Annotated in this window: 19 protein-coding genes and 1 tRNA gene; 17 read left to right on the forward strand and 3 right to left on the reverse strand. The window is 70.6% G+C overall.

The features are described 5' to 3' along the window. The first annotated feature begins 36 nt into the window (after nucleotides 1–36). The 16 genes from HD597_RS57035 to HD597_RS57110 all read left to right on the forward strand — a co-directional run bounded on the left by HD597_RS57035 (nucleotide 37) and on the right by HD597_RS57110 (nucleotide 13,756). Complete coding sequence (locus HD597_RS57035) at nucleotides 37–2,076, forward strand: protein kinase domain-containing protein (RefSeq protein ID WP_253756943.1); 2,040 nt, start codon at nucleotides 37–39, stop codon at nucleotides 2,074–2,076. A 188-nt stretch (nucleotides 2,077–2,264) separates the two neighbouring features. Next, entirely contained in the window at nucleotides 2,265–3,542 is a 1,278-nt protein-coding gene (gene eno / locus HD597_RS57040; protein WP_253756945.1) for a phosphopyruvate hydratase, read from the forward strand. A 65-nt stretch (nucleotides 3,543–3,607) separates the two neighbouring features. Then, nucleotides 3,608–4,024, forward strand: coding sequence for an FtsB family cell division protein (locus tag HD597_RS57045; protein WP_253756948.1), 417 nt, complete (start codon nucleotides 3,608–3,610; stop codon nucleotides 4,022–4,024). Then, on the forward strand, nucleotides 4,014–4,502 hold the full coding sequence (locus HD597_RS57050) for a DUF501 domain-containing protein (RefSeq protein ID WP_253759909.1): 489 nt from the start codon (nucleotides 4,014–4,016) through the stop codon (nucleotides 4,500–4,502). Before HD597_RS57045 ends, HD597_RS57050 begins: the two co-directional genes overlap by 11 nt. After that, complete coding sequence (locus HD597_RS57055; protein WP_253756952.1) at nucleotides 4,493–5,476, forward strand: Ppx/GppA phosphatase family protein; 984 nt, start codon at nucleotides 4,493–4,495, stop codon at nucleotides 5,474–5,476. Before HD597_RS57050 ends, HD597_RS57055 begins: the two co-directional genes overlap by 10 nt. Nucleotides 5,477–5,648: 172 nt before the next feature. Continuing rightward, nucleotides 5,649–6,752, forward strand: a complete 1,104-nt coding sequence (locus HD597_RS57060; RefSeq protein WP_253756955.1) for a hypothetical protein — start codon at nucleotides 5,649–5,651, stop codon at nucleotides 6,750–6,752. Between the two features lie 119 nt (nucleotides 6,753–6,871). Beyond that, the gene (locus HD597_RS57065; RefSeq protein ID WP_253756957.1) at nucleotides 6,872–7,198 is read left to right on the forward strand and encodes a PadR family transcriptional regulator; all 327 of its coding nucleotides are present in this window, start codon (nucleotides 6,872–6,874) and stop codon (nucleotides 7,196–7,198) included. Next, entirely contained in the window at nucleotides 7,195–8,094 is a 900-nt protein-coding gene (locus HD597_RS57070) for a hypothetical protein (protein WP_253756961.1), read from the forward strand. The genes HD597_RS57065 and HD597_RS57070 overlap by 4 nt, the downstream gene beginning before the upstream one ends. Nucleotides 8,095–8,112: 18 nt before the next feature. Continuing rightward, nucleotides 8,113–8,907, forward strand: a complete 795-nt coding sequence (locus HD597_RS57075) for a uracil-DNA glycosylase (RefSeq protein WP_253756964.1) — start codon at nucleotides 8,113–8,115, stop codon at nucleotides 8,905–8,907. A 95-nt stretch (nucleotides 8,908–9,002) separates the two neighbouring features. Then, nucleotides 9,003–10,319 (forward strand): NAD(P)/FAD-dependent oxidoreductase, encoded by a 1,317-nt coding sequence (locus HD597_RS57080; protein WP_253756966.1) that lies wholly within the window; start codon nucleotides 9,003–9,005, stop codon nucleotides 10,317–10,319. 80 nt (nucleotides 10,320–10,399) lie between these two features. Continuing rightward, nucleotides 10,400–10,912: a glycine cleavage system transcriptional repressor gene (locus tag HD597_RS57085; protein WP_253756969.1), complete on the forward strand. Its 513-nt coding sequence runs from the start codon at nucleotides 10,400–10,402 to the stop codon at nucleotides 10,910–10,912. Between the two features lie 26 nt (nucleotides 10,913–10,938). Further along, a complete protein-coding gene (locus HD597_RS57090) occupies nucleotides 10,939–11,433 on the forward strand; it encodes a peptide deformylase (RefSeq protein ID WP_308210909.1) in 495 nt (164 codons plus the stop codon). A gap of 49 nt (nucleotides 11,434–11,482) precedes the next feature. After that, nucleotides 11,483–11,555 (forward strand) — tRNA-Leu (locus HD597_RS57095). Nucleotides 11,556–12,097: 542 nt separating this feature from the next. Further along, nucleotides 12,098–12,892 carry a Bax inhibitor-1/YccA family protein gene (locus HD597_RS57100; RefSeq protein ID WP_253756974.1) on the forward strand — a complete coding sequence of 265 codons (795 nt, stop codon included), beginning with the start codon at nucleotides 12,098–12,100 and terminating at the stop codon, nucleotides 12,890–12,892. 168 nt (nucleotides 12,893–13,060) lie between these two features. Next, nucleotides 13,061–13,294, forward strand: coding sequence for a DUF4287 domain-containing protein (locus tag HD597_RS57105; RefSeq protein ID WP_043628756.1), 234 nt, complete (start codon nucleotides 13,061–13,063; stop codon nucleotides 13,292–13,294). 54 nt (nucleotides 13,295–13,348) lie between these two features. Continuing rightward, entirely contained in the window at nucleotides 13,349–13,756 is a 408-nt protein-coding gene (locus HD597_RS57110; protein WP_253756976.1) for a PPOX class F420-dependent oxidoreductase, read from the forward strand. A 67-nt stretch (nucleotides 13,757–13,823) separates the two neighbouring features. Here HD597_RS57110 and HD597_RS57115 read toward each other — a convergent pair whose 3' ends face one another. From HD597_RS57115 to HD597_RS57125, 3 genes are all read right to left on the reverse strand, one after another. Further along, nucleotides 13,824–15,041 carry an acetyl-CoA C-acetyltransferase gene (locus HD597_RS57115; protein WP_253756978.1) on the reverse strand — a complete coding sequence of 406 codons (1,218 nt, stop codon included), beginning with the start codon at nucleotides 15,039–15,041 and terminating at the stop codon, nucleotides 13,824–13,826. An 85-nt stretch (nucleotides 15,042–15,126) separates the two neighbouring features. Further along, nucleotides 15,127–16,470, reverse strand: a complete 1,344-nt coding sequence (locus HD597_RS57120; protein ID WP_253756980.1) for an outer membrane protein assembly factor BamB family protein — start codon at nucleotides 16,468–16,470, stop codon at nucleotides 15,127–15,129. 75 nt (nucleotides 16,471–16,545) lie between these two features. Continuing rightward, nucleotides 16,546–17,532 carry an SGNH/GDSL hydrolase family protein gene (locus HD597_RS57125; protein ID WP_253756982.1) on the reverse strand — a complete coding sequence of 329 codons (987 nt, stop codon included), beginning with the start codon at nucleotides 17,530–17,532 and terminating at the stop codon, nucleotides 16,546–16,548. 127 nt (nucleotides 17,533–17,659) lie between these two features. On the opposite strand from HD597_RS57125, the gene HD597_RS57130 reads away from it, so the two are divergent. Further along, nucleotides 17,660–19,030 (forward strand): cystathionine beta-synthase, encoded by a 1,371-nt coding sequence (locus HD597_RS57130; protein ID WP_253756985.1) that lies wholly within the window; start codon nucleotides 17,660–17,662, stop codon nucleotides 19,028–19,030.

The following is a 19,030-nucleotide window of genomic DNA, read 5'->3' on the forward strand; positions in this document are numbered from 1 at the left end:
GGGGCTGTGACCACTGAGACCAGGGGGACTTGTTCCGTGGAGCTGAGACCGCTGCACTCGGGGGAGCCGCGGCAGGTGGCGGGTTACCGCCTGCTCGGCGGGCTGGGCGACGGCGGGCAGGGCTCGGTGTTCCTGGGGGAGGACGCCGAGGGCGGGCGCTCCGCCGTCAAGGTGCTGCACGCGCGGCTGCTGGGCGACGCGCGGGCCGAGCGCAGGTTCCTCCAGGAGAGCGCGATCGCGGCCGGGGTCGCCGGGTTCTGCACGGCGAAGGTGCTGGACAGCGGGCTGATCGAGGGGCGGCCGTACATCGTCAGCGAGTTCATCGACGGGCCGTCGCTGCACCACCAGGTCGCGCACGCCGGGCCGCTGGCAGGAGGCGAGCTGGAGCGCCTCGCGGTGGGCACGATCACCGCGCTGACCGCCGTCCACGGCGCCGGGATCGTGCACCGGGACTTCAAGCCCAGCAACATCCTGATGGGGCCCGACGGGCCGCGGGTGATCGACTTCGGCATCGCCAAGGCCATGGACGCCGCAACGACGGCCAGCAGTGTGGTGGGGACGCCCGGGTTCATGGCGCCCGAGCAGATCGCCGGGGAGAGCGTGACGGCGGCCTCGGACGTGTTCAGCTGGGCCTCCACGATGGGGTTCGCGGCGACGGGGGAGCCGCTGTTCGGGCGCGACTCGATCCCGGCCGTGATGCACCGCATCCTGAACGCCGAGCCGGACCTCGGCGAGGTGGAGGAGCCGCTGCGCTCGGTGCTGCGGGCCTGCCTGGCCAAGGAGCCGGGGGTGCGGCCGACGGCGGACGGCGTGCTGATGCGCCTCTTGGGCCGCCAGGCCGCCACCGCCCTCATGCCGCCTGTGGTCACGGACCCTCCTGGCACCGCTGTCATGCCGGCGGTGGTCACGGACTCTCCTGGCACGGCCCCCATGCCTGCGGTGGGCACCTTCCCCTTGCCTGCGGTGGGCACGGCCCCTCTGCCGCCGGTCGCCGTCCCCGGCCCGTCGGGCACCTCGCCCCTTCCCCCGGTCACCGGCGACGAAGGGCTCGCCGAGCCGGGCGCCGCGGGCCGCGACAGGCATCGGCGGCTGGCCACCGCGGGCGTGGGCGCGCTGCTGGTCGTGGGGCTGGTGGCCGGCGTGTTATGGCGGGGCTGGACGACGTCGGACGGCGGCGCGTCCCCGCGCACGTCCTCGGACACGGCGTTCGGGGTGGAGCTCGGGCCCGCGTTCGGGCCGGGCACCGGCGCGGACGTCGCGGCGATCGCGATCGGCTACCACAGGGGCGCCCCCGTGGTCGCGTACGCCGACCGGAACGACAGCTCGATCAACGTGTGGGACGCCCGGGCCGGCAGGCGGGTGGGAAGGCTGGCCGTCCCCGCCCGCACCTCCGTGCGGTCCCTGGGCCTGGCCACGGTCGGCGGCAGCCAGACCGTCGTCTGGACGGGAGAGGACGGCCGCGTGCGGCGCTGGCGGATCGGCGACTCCAAGCAGGGCCCGTGGCAGACCGGCTGCGCGGCCGACGGCGTCCTGGGCCTGGGCACGTGGCGTGGCCACGCGGTCGCCGTGATCGGCTGCCCCGACGGCCAGGTCCGGACGATCGACCTGGTCACGCACGAGCTCGTGGGCGAGCGCCGCACCGTCTCCACCCCCGTCAAGGCGGTGGCCTGGAACGGGCGGACCGGCAGGCCGCTGATCGGCACCGACCACGGCGTCATCGGCGACGACCCGGGCGTCATCGCCAAGGGCAGGGTCCGCTCGCTGACCGCGCTCGGCGACGACCTGGCCGCCGTCACGGTGGGCACCTCCACCGACCTGTACGACCTGGCCACGGGCGAGCTCGTCCGCTCGCTCGGCACGGGAGGCACGGCCGTCGGCGGCACGACCGCCGGAGGGACGGCGCTGGTCGCCGCGGGCGGCGACGGCGTCAGCGTGTGGAACGCTGGCAGCGGCTCCCGGCTGGGCCGCCTGCCGGGCACGGGACCCGGCGTGACGTCGCTGGCGGTGGGCGACGGCCTCCTGGTGGCCGAGACCGGCGGCCGGTTCAGAGCCTGGAGCCTGACGGGCGGCACCTGACGCGTGGCGTCCGGCGGGCGGCACCTGGCGGGCGGCGTCCCGTGGACGGCGCCGCGTGGACGGCACTGGACGGGCGGGAGCCGCGATGCCGGCGGCGGTCGTGCCGGCCGGTGACCGTGCCCACCCGGCGCGGAGCCGTACCGATAGGCTCTGATGGCATATCACCTTTCGATTTAGGAGCGCATCCCGTGGCTACCATCGAGGTCGTATACGCTCGCGAGATCCTCGACTCCCGGGGCAACCCCACGGTTGAGGTCGAGATCGTGCTCGACGACGGCAGCACCGGCCGCGCGGCCGTGCCGAGCGGGGCGTCCACCGGCCAGTTCGAGGCGGTCGAGCTGCGTGACGGCGGCAAGCGTTACGGCGGCAAGGGCGTGGAGAAGGCCGTTCTCGCCGTGACCGATGAGATCCAGGAGGAGATCAGCGGGATCGAGGCCGAGGACCAGCGCATCATCGACCAGATCATGATCGATCTGGACCGCACGCCCAACAAGGCCAAGCTCGGCGCCAACGCCATCCTGGGTGTCTCGCTGGCCGTGGCCAAGGCCGCCGCCGACAGCGCCGACCTGCCGCTCTTCCGCTACCTCGGCGGCCCCAACGCGCACGTGCTGCCCGTGCCGATGATGAACATTCTCAACGGCGGCGCGCACGCCGACACCAACGTGGACATCCAGGAGTTCATGATCGCGCCGATCGGGGCGGAGACGTTCCGCGAGGCCGTGCGCATGGGCACCGAGGTCTACCACGCGCTGAAGGCCGTGCTGAAGGAGAAGGGCTACGCCACGGGCCTGGGCGACGAGGGCGGCTTCGCGCCCAGCCTGCCCTCCAACCGCGACGCGCTCGACCTGATCCTGGTCGCCATCGAGAAGGCCGGCTACGTGCCGGGCGAGGACATCGCGCTGGCGCTCGACGTGGCCGCCTCCGAGTTCCACAAGGACGGCGTCTACACGATCGACGGCAAGGGCCTGTCGTCGCAGGAGCTCATCGCGTTCTACGAGGACCTGGTCGCCAACTACCCGCTCGTCTCCATCGAGGACCCGCTGAACGAGGAGGACTGGGAGGGCTGGAAGGCCATCACCGCCTCGCTCGGCGACAAGGTGCAGCTCGTCGGCGACGACCTGTTCGTGACCAACCCCGAGCGGCTGGAGCGCGGCATCAAGGAGGGCGCGGCCAACGCCCTGCTGGTCAAGGTCAACCAGATCGGCACCCTGTCCGAGACGCTCGACGCCGTGGACCTGGCCCACCGCAGCGGCTACCGCTGCATGATGAGCCACCGCTCCGGCGAGACCGAGGACACGACGATCGCCGATCTCGCGGTGGCGGTCAACTGCGGCCAGATCAAGACCGGCGCGCCCGCCCGCTCCGACCGGGTGGCCAAGTACAACCAGCTGCTGCGCATCGAGGAGCTCCTCGACGACGCGGCGCGCTACGCGGGTCGCGCGGCGTTCCCGCGTTTCCGGCGCTAGTTTCGAGTACGGCTCGCGGGTCCCCGAGATCTCCCGCGAGCCGTACTTGAGGGGGTGTGCAGCAATTGGCGAAGAGGCCGCAGCTGACCGGGCGGGCCGCCATCCTGGCCGTCGTGGTCTGCGCGATCGCGATGAGCCTGGCCTACCCTGTCCGCGAGTACATCAGCGGGCGTCGCAGCATCACCGAGCTGGAGGCGGAGAAGGCCAGGGTGGAGGCGGAGCGGCAGGCTCTGCTGGCGCGTGACAGGCAGGCCGACGACCCCAACTGGATCAAGAAGACGGCCAAGGAACGACTGCACTACTGCGGGCCCGGCGAGAAGTGCTTTGTGGTGATGGAGCCGGATCAGGGCACGGAGAAGACGGTCGTCAAGCAACCGGTGGCGGTGCCGCCGTGGTACGAGACGCTCTGGGAGTCGGTGGAGGCCGCCGACAAGGGCACCGGGCGCCGGGCGGTGACAGGGAAGGAAAGTGTTGGACAGTAAGGACGTCGAGGTCGTCGAGAAGCAGCTCGGGCGGCCGCCCAGGGGGCTGCGCGAGGTGGCGCACCGTTGCCCGTGCGGAAACCCCGACGTGGTGGAGACCGCGCCCCGGCTGCCCGACGGCTCGCCCTTCCCGACCCTGTACTACCTGACCTGCCCGAAGGCGGCCTCGGCCATCGGCACGCTGGAGGGCTCGGGCCTGATGCGGGAGATGCAGGCCAGGCTGGCCACCGAGCCCGAGCTGGCGCAGGCCTACCAGGCGGCCCACGACGACTACGTCGCCAGGCGCGACGAGGCCGCCAAGCAGGAGGGGCTGACGCCGCTCCCGCGTGACATGCAGAGCACGGGTGGCATGCCGGAGCGGGTCAAGTGCCTGCACGCGCTGGTGGCGCACGAGCTGGCGGCCCCCGGGGTGAACCCGTTCGGCAGGGAGGCGCTCGACGCCCTCCCCGACTGGTGGAGTGACGGACCATGCGTGTAGCCGCCATCGACTGCGGCACCAATTCCGTACGACTGCTCATCGCCGACGTCGGCCCGGCCACCGATCCAGGTGCCGGTCCAGGTGCCGGCCCGGGCGAGCTGGCGGACGTCGAGCGGCTGATGGAGATCGTCCGCCTGGGCGAGGGCGTCGACAGGACGGGCAGGCTCGCGCCCGACGCCCTGGCGCGCACGTTCAAGGCGATGCGCTCCTATCAGGAGCTGATCGAGCGCCACGGCGCCACCGCCACGAGGGTGGTGGCCACGAGCGCGACCAGGGACGCGGCCAACCGGCACGAGTTCGTCGAGGGCGTGCGCGAGATCTTCGGCGTGGAGCCGGAGGTGGTGTCGGGGGCCGAGGAGGCGGAGCTGTCGTTCACGGGCGCGACCAGGGGGCTGCTGCGCCTGTCGCCCGAGACGGAGGTGCCGCAGGGGCCGCTGCCCCCGTACCTGGTGGTGGACATCGGCGGGGGCTCCACGGAGTTCGTGGTCGGCGCCGAGCACGCCCAGGCGGCGCTGTCGGTCGACATCGGCTGCGTGCGCCTGACCGAGCGGCACCTGCGCGGCGCGGGCGACCCGTCGCCGGCGGCGGCCCTGGAGGCCGTGGTGGCCGACATCGAGGCCGCGCTCGACCGGGTGGAGGCCGAGGTCCCGGTCCGCGAGGCGCACACGCTCGTGGGCCTGGCGGGCTCGGTGACGACGGTCGCGGGCATCGCGCTCGACCTCCCCGAGTACGACTCGCAGCGCATCCACCATTCGCGGATCTCCGCCGAGCAGGTGCACGACGTGACGCGGCGGCTGCTCGCGATGACCCATGGTGAGCGCGCGGCGCTGCCGGTGATGCATCCGGGGAGGGTTGACGTGATTGGCGCGGGTGCGCTAATTCTTGACCGGATCGTTCGTCGTTTCGCGTTTTCCCAGGTCGTGGTGAGCGAACACGACATCCTCGATGGAATCGCCTGGTCCCTCGCCGGTTAGCTGAAGAAATCCGGACATTTCCGATCTGCGGGTCGTGTTGAGCGTGCATTCAGTATTGTGATTAGGTAAAGGGGCATTACGGGGGCTTTGCCATATCGCTGTGCGCGAAAGGCGCCGGCGTGGCGACCGTTCCCGAGCGCGTCTCTTCCCTCACGGAATGGAGCACTCTCACATGATGTCTGTTGGGTTAGCACGTAAGGCCGCTGCCTTCGGCGCGTCGGCCGCGGTGCTGGCCGCCCTGTCTGCGGGCCTGATGTCCAGCCCCGCTCAGGCGGCCGCCGGTTCGGGCCCCAAGGTGTCGGTCTCCGCGCCGAAGGCCTCGCCTGGCGACTATGACGGTTCCTGCCCGACCAAGATCAACTTCTCTGCCCAGGTCAAGGTGCCCGTCAAGGGCAAGACGGAGCTGGCCTACCGCTGGCTCCACGGTGACGGGTCCAAGAGCAAGGTCAACGTGATCAAGCTCTCGGGCAAGGGCACCAAGACCGTGACGGTCAAGCAGTCCATCACCTTCAAGGACGACGTCAAGGGTTGGGAGGCCATTCAGGTCCTCGGCCCCAAGAAGGTCACCTCGAAGAAGGGCTACTTCTCCGTCTCCTGCCAGAAGCCGCAGGAGGACGTGCGTACGCACCTCGACGTGTCTGTCTCGGCCCGCGCCTGGGCCAGCCCGAGCTCGTACGCCGGCCGTTGCGACACCTACGGCGACAAGATCGACTTCACCGGCGTGATCAAGACGAACCGCCCCTCGTGGGTGCGGTACCGCTGGGTCCTCAACGGTGACGTGGTCGACTACGGCAAGATCAAGGTCCGCGACGCCCGCAAGGTCGGCTTCGGCATCAACCCGCGTCACAGCCAGCGTGGCTGGGCGCAGCTCCAGGTGCTGAGCCCCGACGCGACCTCCTCCAACCGGGCCTACTACAAGGTCTGGTGCAAGGACGACCGCCGGGACGACCACCACGACGACCACAAGGGCGACCACAAGGGCCCTGACTCGCCCGCCGGCGCGCTCTCCGCGTCCGCTTCCGTGACGACCGGCACCGGCTGCACGGTCACCGCCACGGGCTCGGTCACCTCGGCCAAGGCCGGCACGGTCACCTACAACTGGGCTCTGAACGGCACGGTGCTGAGCACCGGCTCGGTCGAGTTCGGCGCCGATGGCGGCTCGAAGCCCATCAACGGCTTCTCGACCACGTCGGAGATCAAGAACGGCACCGTGACCCTCTCGGTCTCGGGCGCTGGTGGCAGCGACAGCGACAGCAAGTCCTTCGTCTGCAGCTAGGCCGCGTGAGGCGCGCCTGGAACGGCACGACGACGACCGGTTGAACCGGGTGGCCCCGCAGGGGTGCCACCCGGTTTTTCTGTTGCCACTACTGTGCTTTGCGCACTAGTGTGCTTCGCGTGGACAGCAGCCAGCTTCTCAAGGGCGTCCTCGACCTGGCCGTCCTGGCCGTGCTCAACGACCGTGACGGCTACGGCTACGACGTCGTGCGCCGGCTCAGGGAGGCCGGGCTGCAGGAGGTCGGCGACGCCTCGGTCTACGGCACGCTGCGCCGCCTGTTCAAGGCCGGCGCCCTGACCTCATACGTGGTGGCCTCCGACGAGGGGCCGCACCGCAAGTACTACGGGCTCAACGACGTCGGCAGGCAGATGTACGCCGCCTCGGCCAAGACCTGGGCCGCCTTCTCGGCCACCATGGCGGCCCTGCTCAAGGAGGGACAAGCATGACCCCCGAACAGTACGCCCAGGCCGTACGGGATGCCCTGGCCGACCATCCCGAGCGCGAGGAGCTGCTGGAGGACCTCGACGACCACCTCGCCGAGATCGCCGCCGAGTCCGGCCTGCCGCTGGAGGAGCGGCTCGGCCCGCCCGAGACGTACGCCGAGGAGCTGGCCTCCGCCTACGGGGAGCGCCCCCAGGGCGCGCGCAGGCACCGTGCGGGCGCGCGGGCGTGGGCGGCGAAGGTGAGGGCCGCTCTGATGCGTCAGGCGCCCTCCAGGGGCTTGCTGGCCTTCCTGCCGGAGCTGCGGCCCGGATGGTGGGTGCTGCGCGGCTACGTGCTGGCCATGGTGCTGGTGTCGGTGACGGCCGAGCCCGCGCTCGTCCCGATGACGCCGCCGGCGTGGGCCCTCGTCGCGGCGGGGATCTGGGCGTCGGTCTGGTTCGGCCGGCGGAGCAGGCGCCGGGCGGTGGTGCTGACGGCGGTGGCGGCGAACGCGGTGGCCGCGCTGGCGCTGTTCGCGGGCATGGTGGAGGCGGGCGACGCGATGACGCCGAGCCCCGAGCAGGAGCAGGCGGTGTGGATGCAGCCGGCCTCGTCCGACGGCGTCTACAACCTGCGGCCCTACGCCAGGGACGGCAAGCCGCTGAACGACGTCTACCTCTACGACCAGGACGGCAAGCCGTTCGTGACGAACCCCGAGTTCTACGGCTACAAGGTGGACAGGTCGTGCGGCGAGCCGGTGCTCAACCGCTACCCGCTGCCCCTGGTCGAGGAGGGCCCCATGGAGGGCGGGGACGGCCTGTCCGCGGCCACGGCGTCCGCCTGCCCCACCGCGACGCCGGAGCCGGCGCCGACGGTCACGGCGACGCCCGCGCGCCCGGAGACCGAGCCCCGTGACTGATCGGGCACCATCGGTGTCATGAGCTTCGTACCTCCTGGCACCGGCTGGCCCGACGACCCCGCGACCGCAGACACGCCGGTCGCGCTGGACCCCGCGGACGTGCGCCGCCTCGCCGCCGCCAGCAGCACCCTCGCGGAGCTCACGGCGGAGCAGTCGGTCTGCCGTGCGTGCCCCCGCCTGGTGGAGTGGCGCGAGGACGTCGCCGAGGTGAAGCGGCGCGCGTTCGCGGACGAGACGTACTGGGGCCGTCCCGTCCCCGGCTGGGGCGCGGAGCAGCCGCGGATCCTGCTGGTCGGGCTGGCCCCGGCCGCCCACGGGGGCAACAGGACCGGGCGCATCTTCACCGGCGACCGCAGCGGCGACTGGCTGTTCGCCTCGCTGCACCGCTGTGGCCTGGCCGCGCGGGAGACCAGCACGTACGCGGGCGACGGGCAGGAGCTGCTCGGCACCCGCGTGCTGGCGTCGGTGCGCTGCGCCCCGCCCGCGAACAAGCCGCTGCCGTCGGAGAAGGCCGCGTGCTTCCCGTGGATGGCGCGGGAGATGACGCTCGTGGCGCCGTACGTGCGGGTGATCGTGGCGCTCGGCGGGTACGCCTGGCAGGCCATGTGGCCCGCGCTCAAGGACGCGGGTTACACGCTGCCGCGCAGCCGCCCGCCGTTCGGCCACGGGGCCGAGGCCGAGGTGTCGTACGGCGAGGCGCCCGTCACCCTCATCGGCTGCTACCACCCGAGCCAGCAGAACACCTTCACCGGCCGCGTCACCGCTCACATGCTGGACGACATCTTCACCAGGGCCAGGTCACTGGCTGTGTGACGCGTCCCACCACCCCTGGATTGGATTCGCCGGAGCCGCTTGACGTAAGCTTGTGAATGCTTTCACAAGCATTCCACGAGGGATGGGGCCTCAGGATGAACAAGCACATTTTGATCGTCGGCGGCGGATACGTCGGCCTGTACACAGCGCTCCGGCTGCAGCGCAAGCTCCACCGCGAGCTGCGCGGCGGCGAGGCGCGCATCACGATCATCGACCCCCAGTCCTACATGACCTACCAGCCGTTCCTGCCTGAGGCGGCCGCGGGCAACCTCTCGCCGCGCCACATGGTGGCCCCGCTGCGCCGGATCCTGCCGAAGGTGCACATCCTGAACGGCACGGTGACCAGGGTCGACCACGCCGGCCGCACCGTCACCTTCCAGCCCGCCGAGGGCGAGCCGCGGGAGGTGGCCTACGACGTGATCGTCATGGCCGCCGGCTCGATCTCGCGCACGCTGCCCATCCCCGGGCTGACCGACATCGGCATCGGGTTCAAGACCGTCGGTGAGGCCATCGCGCTGCGCAACCGCGTGCTGCACCTGCTCGACGTGGCCGAGTCCACCGACGACCCGGAGGTGCGGCGCAGGGCGCTGACGTTCGTGGTGGTCGGGGCCGGCTTCGCGGGCGTCGAGGCGCTGGCCGAGCTGGAGGACATGGCCAAGGACTCGACGCGCTACTACCGCAACATCAAGCCGTCGGACATCCGCTGGGTGCTGGTGGAGGCCACGAACCGGGTGCTGCCCGAGGTCGGCCCCGAGATGGGCAAGTGGACGCTGGAGCAGCTGCGCGAGCGGGGCATCGACGTCAGGCTCGACACCCGGCTGGTGTCCTGCGAGGGCGGGCGCGTGGTGCTGTCGGACGGCGCGGAGTTCGACGCCGAGACGCTGGTGTGGACCGCGGGTGTCAAGCCCAGCCCCGTGGTGAACGACAGCGACCTGCCGCTCGACGAGCGCGGCCGGGTCAAGGCCACCGCGATGCTCACCGTGGCGGGCGCGCCCGGCGCCTTCACCGCCGGCGACGCCGCCGGGGTGCCCGACGTCACCAACCCCGGGCAGTACTGCGCGCCCAACGCCCAGCACGCGGTGCGCCAGGCCAAGGTGCTGGCCGACAACATCGTCCGCCACCTGCGCGGGCAGGAACTGGTCGAATACCGCCACAAGTATGTCGGATCGGTAGCCGGCCTGGGCCTGCATCAGGGCGTCGCCAATGTCTATGGCGTCAAGCTTCGCGGATTCCCTGCGTGGTTCATGCACCGGACCTACCATCTGTCGCGGGTGCCGACGCTGAACCGCAAGGTCCGTGTCGTCGTCGATTGGACCCTGGCCCTGTTCTTCAAGCGCGAGACGATCTCCCTGGGTGAGATGGAGCACCCGCGTGAGGGCTTCAGGGCCGCGGTGGCGACGACCCGCCGCTAGCCCAGGTACGGCAACGCCCCGGCGAACCACTGCCGGGGCGTTCTCGGCGCCCCTGGTCGCAAGCGGAAGGGGTACCACGGGTGGGTCTCTCAGCGGTGACCGTGCTCGGCGTCGACCGGCCCGGCGTGATCGCCGCGGTCACCGGTTCACTCGCCGACTGCGGGGCGAACATCCAGGACTCGACCATGACGCTGCTCGGCGGCCATGTCGCGATGATGCTGCTCGTCTCGGGCGAGCTGGACCCGGCGGAGCTGATGAAGCGGGTGGGGGCCCCCGACCTGGTGGTCACCGCCTCGGCCATCGAGACCAGGCGGCACTTCTGCGAGGAGGGCGACGGGCTCGGCTACGTGCTCACCGTCCACGGTCCCGACCGGCCCGGCATCATCTCGGCCATCAGCGCCGTGCTCGCCGCCGACGGCGGCAACATCACCGGGATGAGCACCAGGCTCACCGGCCGGCTCTACGTCCTGATCGCCGACGTCGAGCTGCCGAAGCAGGTGGACGTGGCGGCGCTCATGCGCAGGCTGGCGGCCGTCGGCGCCGGCCTCGACTCGGACATCACCTTCCGGCCTGTCGAACCGGACTTGTTGTGAGCAGACCGGGGGGTACGGCCCGCGAGGTGCTCGGCGCCCCGCACCCCCTCCTGTCCGCCGTGGCCGAGCCGGTGGACCCCACCGCCCCCGAGGTCGTCGCCGCCGCGGCGGATCTGCTGGCGACCCTGCGCCGCGCGCCCGCCACGACGGGGCTGGCGGCCCCCCAGATCGGCCTGAGCCTGCGGCTGATCGCCTTTGACGCCCGGCGCCACCCTCGGAGTAGGTCATGGGCCGGAGAGCTCGTGGTGGCCAATCCACGGCTCGCCGGGGCGGCCCACTGGGACGACGGCCGCGAGGGGTGCGCGTCGATCATGGGCCTGACGGCCGACGTGCGCCGCGCGACGCGTATCACCGTACATGGGCATTTGCCAGGCACGGGCGAGGCCGTCACCATCGAAGCGGATGCCATCGAGGCTCGGTGCATTCAGCACCAACTCGACCATCTGGACGGTCTACTCTTCTTGGACAGAGTCCCGGGAGTGCTATCACTTCACCGCAGACTTCACACTTGTGACGCCTGATGCGAAGTTGTGCTCCTCGGAAGCGTGGTCCGTTTCGTATGATTGCGGCGCCCCCGTAGCCCAATGGCAGAGGCAAACCCCTTAAAAGGGTTGACGTGCGGGTTCGAATCCCGCCGGGGGCACTTGCCAACTTATACCCAATTTAGGTCTCTGACCTGGGGGTTTACCGCGACTGCCGGATGAGCCCTCGCAGGGCTCCCGCAGCTGATATCGAGTTGTTATGGAGTTGTCCTGTGACCGGGCGATCACTGCTGGTGGATGCGCCGGTCCGGGTGTCGCTCGCGGCGCGAGAGTGAGCGCCGGTTCGCGTGACCTCCTGTTCGCCCGCTCGAAACTTTTCGTGCTCGGACGGATATTGACAACCCGCCGGTTCTCTGCCACCGCCATTGCGGGAGTTTCTTTCCGTGAATGGCTGACTACGCCTTACAACCGGGGTTTTGACGCGGGGAAACGTCCATAGTGCGAGATCGGGTCCCGGCGGCGCGTGCCGTGGCCCTCGGGGGCCGCCCGTGGGAAGATTTCCGCGTCGCCTGATGACCTGGGGAACTTCGGGGCGGGCACGTACGTTGTGAACGCTGCCGAAGTCCCAAATGAACATCGATCTGAGCGTCAGTTGACCAAGGTGCCGCCGCGCCCCGTAGGCTCGGCGTCACAGGAGGCAGCGATGGAGAGCAAGAACCCCGTATTCAGCAGGTCGCGGCAGCAGGCCGCGTCGGGCTGGGCCGGTCCCACCCCGTCCCCCGACCAGCTGCAGAACATGTACGACGCGCCGTCGTACGCCCCACCGTCCCGGCCGGCGTATCGGACCATGACGCTCGACGACGTCGTGGTCCGAGGGTTCCTGACCCTCGGGGCACTCGTCCTGGCCGCCGCTGCGGCCTGGTATTTCAACGTACCGCCCATGGTCGCGATCGGCGCAGCCGTCGTCGCGCTCGTGCTCGGTCTGATCGCCTCGTTCACGATGAGCACCAACCCGGTGCTCATCCTGGGCTACGCGGTCGCCGAGGGCGTCTTCCTGGGCAAGATCAGCTCCGTCTTCGAGGGCATGGTCAGCGGCATCGTGCTGCAAGCGGTGCTGGGCACGGCCTTCGCGTTCGGGGCGGTGCTGACCGTCTACTCCCTGCGCATCGTGCGGGTGACACCCAAGCTGGTGAAGTTCGTGATCGCCGCCGCGATCGCGGCCGTCGGTCTCATGCTCGTCAACCTGCTCGTCGGTCTCTTCAACGACGGTGGTCTGGGCCTGCGCACCGACTCCCCGCTCGGCTGGATCTTCAGCGTCGCGATGATCCTGCTCGGCTGCTTCTTCCTCCTGCTCGACTTCGACTCGATCGAGCAGGGCGTCAAGCAGGGCGCTCCGGAGAAGTTCGCCTGGCAGTGCGCGTTCGGCCTGACGCTGAGCCTGGTGTGGATCTACCTGGAGGTGCTGCGGTTCGTCAGCTATTTCACCAGTAGCGACTAGCCGTTCGACGCCACGACATGCAGGAGGGCCTCGCCGTCAAGGCGGGGCCCTCTCGCTGTGCGACCGAAAATCTACCTGCCGTCACAGAATGATGCCGGACTTGGGGCTTGCCATTCGCGTGTCCGTGTTGCAGTGTCGAGCAAAGGACCTTAATCCGCGGAGGTGCCCATGTCCTTGAACCACTCACCGGAGACGCAGACGAAGCTCATCGCAAGGGTCCCTACGATCACGGGACGCGAACTCCCCGAGTGGTTCCAAGCCATCGACAACGGCCCGGCTTTCCTACGGTGTGACGAGCGGGCCAACTGGCTTGCCGACGAGCACGGGCTGACCCACGGCTACGCCGCCGCCATCGTCCACGAGCACGAGCGGCACCGCCGTAACCGCATGGGCTTCATCTAAGCCCACACCCGTCCCGCGCCCGTGCCCCAAGCGCGGGCGCGTCATCATGGGTTCATGGATCTCGACAAGGCGCTCGACTTTCTCCGCAGCCATCACCGCGCCGTTCTGCTGACCAGGCATCGCGATGGGCGCCCGCAGATGTCCCCGATCACGGCCGGGGTCCAGGACGGCCGCGTGGTCATCAGCTCCCGGGAGACGGCGAGCAAGGTCCGCAACGCGCTGCGCGACCCGCAGGTGTCGCTGTGCGCGTTCACGGACGGGTTCTTCGGCGACTGGATCCAGGTCGACGGCACGGCGGAGATCGTCCATCTGCCGGAGGCCATGGAGCCGCTCGTCACCTACTACCGCGACATCTCCGGCGAGCACCCCGACTGGGACGACTACCGCGCCGCCATGGTCCGTGACCGGCGCGTCATCATGCGCATCACCCCGATCCGTGTGGGACCGACCCGGCACGGGTAGCGGGAGTCCGGCGAGCCGCGGTGATGACCCCGGCCGTGGCTCGCCGTGCGTCCCGGCTCGATCGGGCTCAGCTGAGGCGCTCGATGACCATCGCCATGCCCTGGCCGCCGCCCACGCACATCGTCTCCAGGCCGATGCTCTTGTCGTGGTGCTGCAGGCTGTTGATCAGCGTCGAGGTGATCCGCGCGCCGGTCATGCCGAACGGGTGCCCGACCGCGATCGCGCCGCCGTTGACGTTGAGCCGGTCGAGGTCGATGCCCAGCTCCCGGTAGGAGGGGATCACCTGGGCCGCGAAGGCCTCGTTGATCTCCACCAGGTCGATGTCGTCGATCGCCATCCCGGCCCTGGCCAGCGCCCGCTTCGAGGCCTCCACCGGGCCCAGGCCCATGATCTCGGGCGACAGGCCGGAGACGGCGGTGGAGACGATCCGCGCCAGCGGCGTGATGCCGAGCTCGGCGGCCTTGACGTCGCTCACCACGACGACCGCCGCCGCACCGTCGTTCAGCGGGCAGCAGTTGCCGGCCGTGACGGTCCCGTCAGGGCGGAAGACGGGCTGCAGGGTGGAGACCTTCTCGTACGTGGTGCCCGCCCGCGGCCCGTCGTCCTTGGCGGCGACGGTGCCGTCGGGCAGCGTCACGGGCGTGATGTCCTTCTGCCAGAACCCGTCGGCCAGCGCCTTCTCCGCCAGGTTCTGCGAGCGCACGCCGAACTCGTCCTGCTCCTGGCGCGAGACGCCCTTGATCTGGGCCAGGTTCTCGGCCGTCTGCCCCATGGCGATGTAGACGTCGGGGATCGCGTCGTCCTCGCGCGGGTCGTGCCACGTCCTGCCGCCCTCGCCGTACGCCTTGGTGCGCTCGCGCGCCTGGAGGAAGAGCGGGTTGTGCGTGTCGGGCAGCGAGTCGGAGTTGCCCTTGGCGAAGCGTGAGACGGTCTCGACGCCCGCGGAGACGAACACGTCGCCCTCGCCGGCCTTGATGGCGTGGAAGGCCATCCTCGTGGTCTGCAGCGAGGAGGAGCAGTAGCGGGTCACCGTGGTGCCGGGCACGTTGTCGAGCCCGAGCATCACCGCGACCACCCGGGCCATGTTGAAGCCCTGCTCGCCGCCGGGCAGGCCGCAGCCCAGCATGATGTCCTCGATCGAGGCGGGGTCGAGCTGGGGCACCTTGGCCAGCGCCGCCTTGATCATCTGCACGGTCAGGTCGTCGGGGCGGATGTCCTTGAGCGACCCCTTGAAGGCTCGTCCGATCGGGGAACGCGCGGTTGCGACGATGACTGCCTCGGGCATGGCCCCTCCTTTGTCGGCGCTAATAGTAGAACTATATTCCAGTTCTTCGCGCAAGGCCCGCCGCCCCCCGGTCCTTCGGCGGGTGTCAGCCGTACATGCCGGGCGCCGTCGCCGCGTGGTCGTTGACGGCGTGCAGGGCGCCCTTCTCGTCGCGCCACAGGCGCCAGCCGTCCTGGCTGCCGGTGAACCAGGGCGGCGGGACCGCCACGGGGGAGACGCGCTTGCCGGTGCCCAGGTCGTACTCGCACAGGGCGGCCGTCGAGTAGAAGCCGGGAGGCTGCCCCTTCAGCGGCAGCGGCTTGGGGTCGGTGACGCAGAAGGACCAGCCGCGCTCCTCCTCCACCGGCACCGGCCTGCCGCCGGCCACGTCGAAGGCCGTGCCCTTGGCGTCGTGCTTGAGGAAGCCCAGCTTGTCCATGCGGTCGGGGAAGGCCAGCCACCAGCCGGAGCCAGGCACGTCGGTGGAGCTGATCTGCCCGACCACCCGCCCGCTGGCCGGGTCGAGCCGGGCGAACCCGCCGTAGACGCCCTGCCCGTCGACCGGCCGGACGATCGGCGCGAAGCCGGGGGAGCCGCTCGGATAGACGCGTACGACCGAGGGCCGCATCCAGTTGATCGTGCCGTCGGCGATGCTGACGGAGAACAGGCCGAAGGTGGAGACCTTCTTGCTCCGCGGGTTCGTGTACGGGGCGACGTACCCGACCAGGTCGTCACCCGTCGCGCCGAACGCCCACCCGCCCGACAGGTCGATCCCCGGCCCGAGCGCCTGCTCGATCGGCTGCTGCCACTGCAGCTTGCCGGTCCTGACCTCGTACGACTCCACCATGGGGTTGGCGGCCAGCCTGAGCAGCACGACCCGGCCCTGATCCGACCACTCCACCTCGGAGATGCCGGGCAGCTTCCACAACTGCTTGCCGGTCGCCGGGTCGAGCACCACCATGCGGGCCTTGGCCAGGGCGGTGTGCTCGGACAGGCAGACGTACGGCCCGCAGCGCTGCGGCCCGAACGTCGAGTGGACCGGCCGTGTCCACTTCTGCGCCCCCGAGTGGGCGTCGCGGGCGACGAGCGTGGCGCTCCACCTGCCCTTCTTGGCGGGGTCGAGCGCGACCACCACGCCCTGCCGGCCGGGCGTCTCCACGATCGCGGGAGCGGAGACGCCCATGCCGGGCAGGCGGCCGGCCATGGTGGCGGGATAGGCCCACAGACGCCTGCCGTCGCGCAGGTTGACGGCGACCGTCTCCAGGGCGCCGTCGGGCCTCATGGAGGTGACGGCGACGACCCCGCCCGCCACCGCCATCCGGCTGACGGCGTTGACCTGGGTGTTGTGCCAGGTCGGGAACTTCGAGGTGGCCGCGTCACTGCCGGAGCAGGCGGTGGCGGCGAGGGTTCCGGCGAGAGCGATGGACGTTTTCCAGAGGGGCCGGAGCACGGGCAATTCACTCCAAAGAGAATGGGGGAGTGACGGCCCGGGCGCGGTGAGTGACCGGCTGGAGGCGTGCGGCCGTCAGGTGGTGTCGTTGACTGCCTCGCCGAGTCGCCGGCGGAACAACGTCGCCCACTTCCCGTGCAGGCCCGTCGCCCGCCCGTCGACCCGGGTCGCGGTGACCTCGGTGCCGGGCTCCTCCGCGGCCGTGGCCGCCGCGAGGTAGATCGGTTGCAGAGCTTCGCCGCGTGCGGGCCGCGGCTCAGGCCACAGCCCCAACGCAGCGCACACCGACGGTAGCACCGCGTAAGCGGCCTGCGCGTAACCTCGGTCAGATGGATGGAAACGATCGGGTCCGAACATTTCTGTCGGATTTGTAGCGAACTCCGGGCCCAGGACGTCGGCGAACGCCACCGTACGGCCGCCCGCGTCCACCACCGCCACCGTCTGCGCCGCCGCGAGCTGCCGGCTCCACCGCCGCGTCACCCAGCGCAGCGGCTGCGCGATGGGCCGCACGGTGCCGAGGTCGGGGCAGGTGCCCACGATCACCTCGGCGCCCGCGTCCCGCAGCCGCCGCACGGCCTTGGTCAGATGCCGCACGGCGATGGCCGGCGGCGTCTGCGTGATGATGTCGTTGGCGCCCACGAAGATCACCGCCACGTCGGCCTCCATCGCGAGCGCCAGGTCCACCTGCTCCGGCAGGTCCGCCGAAGGGGCCCCGGACTTGCCCGCGACGACCAGCCGCACCGGCCGCTCGGCGACGGCGGCCAGGCCGTTGGCCAGCAGCACGGCGGGGGTCTTGGCGGGGTCGGTCACGCCCAGGCCCACGGAGGTGGAGTCGCCGAGCATGGCCATCTTGATCGGCTCGCCGGGGAACTCGCCGTACACGCCGTCGGAGGGCGGCCCGTCGAGGCCGTGGGGTTGGCCGATGGCCTTGCGGGCGAGCAGGCCCTCGGCGATCAGCAGGCCGTACGCCGTGGCTCCCAGAGCCGTCAGCCCGCCGCCTCCGAGCGCCGCCGCTGTAGCGATCCTCCGCGCCGCGCGCGCCATGCCAGCTGCCCAGACCACGTACGTGCCTCCTCGGTCCAACTCGGCGGTAGCGTTTGCTTGATAACTAGCCGAGGGCCTGCCACCCCCACTGGATCTCGGCCGTTGGCAAGCTGATCAAGCTTCGGTGAAGAAGGTGAACACCTCGGTGCGCGTTTACGATTCCCTTGTCGACCTCATGGGGAACACTCCGCTCGTCCGCCTGCACAAAGTCAATGCGGGAGTGCCCGCTCAGCTGCTGGCCAAGGTCGAGTACTTCAACCCGGGCGGGTCGGTCAAGGACCGCATCGCCGTCCGGATGATCGAGGCCGCGGAGAAGTCCGGCGAGCTGCGCCCGGGAGGCGTGATCGTCGAGCCCACTTCCGGCAACACCGGGGTGGGGCTGGCCATCGTGGCCCAGCAGAAGGGCTACCGGTGCCTGTTCGTGGTGCCCGACAAGGTGGCCCAGGACAAGATCGCGGTGTTGCGGGCGTACGGCGCGGAGGTGGTGGTCTGCCCGACCGCCGTCTCGCCCGACCACCCCGACTCCTACTACTCGGTCTCCGACCGGCTGGCCCGCGAGGTGCCCAACGCCTGGAAGCCCGACCAGTACTCCAACGTCAACAACCCCGACTCCCACTACCACTCGACGGGCCCCGAGCTGTGGGAGCAGACCGACGGCCGGATCACGCACTTCGTGGCGGGCATCGGCACCGGCGGCACGATCAGCGGCACCGGCCGGTACCTCAAGGAGGTCTCCGGCGGGCGAGTCAAGATCATCGGCGCTGACCCGGAGGGTTCGGTCTACTCCGGCGGGTCCGGCCGCCCGTACCTCGTGGAGGGTGTCGGCGAGGACATCTGGCCCGCCACGTACGACACCGAGATCTGCGACGAGATCATCGCGGTGTCCGACAAGGAGTCCTTCAACATGACCCGCCGCCTGGCCCGCGAGGAGGGGCTGCTGGTCGGCGGCTCGTGCGGCATGGCGGTCGTGGCGGCGCTGCGCGTGGCGGCCGCGGCGGCGCCCGACGACCTGGTGGTCGTGCTGCTGCCCGACGGCGGCCGCGGCTACCTGTCGAAGATCTTCAACGACGACTGGATGGCCGACTACGGCTTCCTGACCACCTCCTCCGACGAGGGGCTGGTGGGCGACGTGCTGGCGCGCAAGGGGCCGGGGCTGCCGGAGTTCGTGCACGCCCACCCGCACGAGTCGGTCGGCACCGCCATCTCGATCATGCGCGAGTACTCGGTGTCCCAGCTTCCGGTGATGAAGGAGGAGCCGCCGGTCATGGCGGCGGAGGTGATCGGCTCCATCGTCGAGCGCGACCTCCTCGAAGCCCTGTACCACGGCAGGCTCTCCTCCGACGATCCGATCTCCGAGCACATGTCCGCGCCGCTACCCACCATCGGCAATGGTGAACCTGTGGCGCGTGCGGTGGAAGCGCTGGAGAAGGCTGATGCGGCGGTTGTGCTGGAGGACGGCAAGCCGGCCGGGCTGATCACCCGCCAGGACCTGCTCGCCTTCCTGGCCAACCACTAG

Source organism: Nonomuraea thailandensis, from assembly GCF_024172165.1.
Taxonomy (GTDB): domain Bacteria; phylum Actinomycetota; class Actinomycetes; order Streptosporangiales; family Streptosporangiaceae; genus Nonomuraea; species Nonomuraea thailandensis.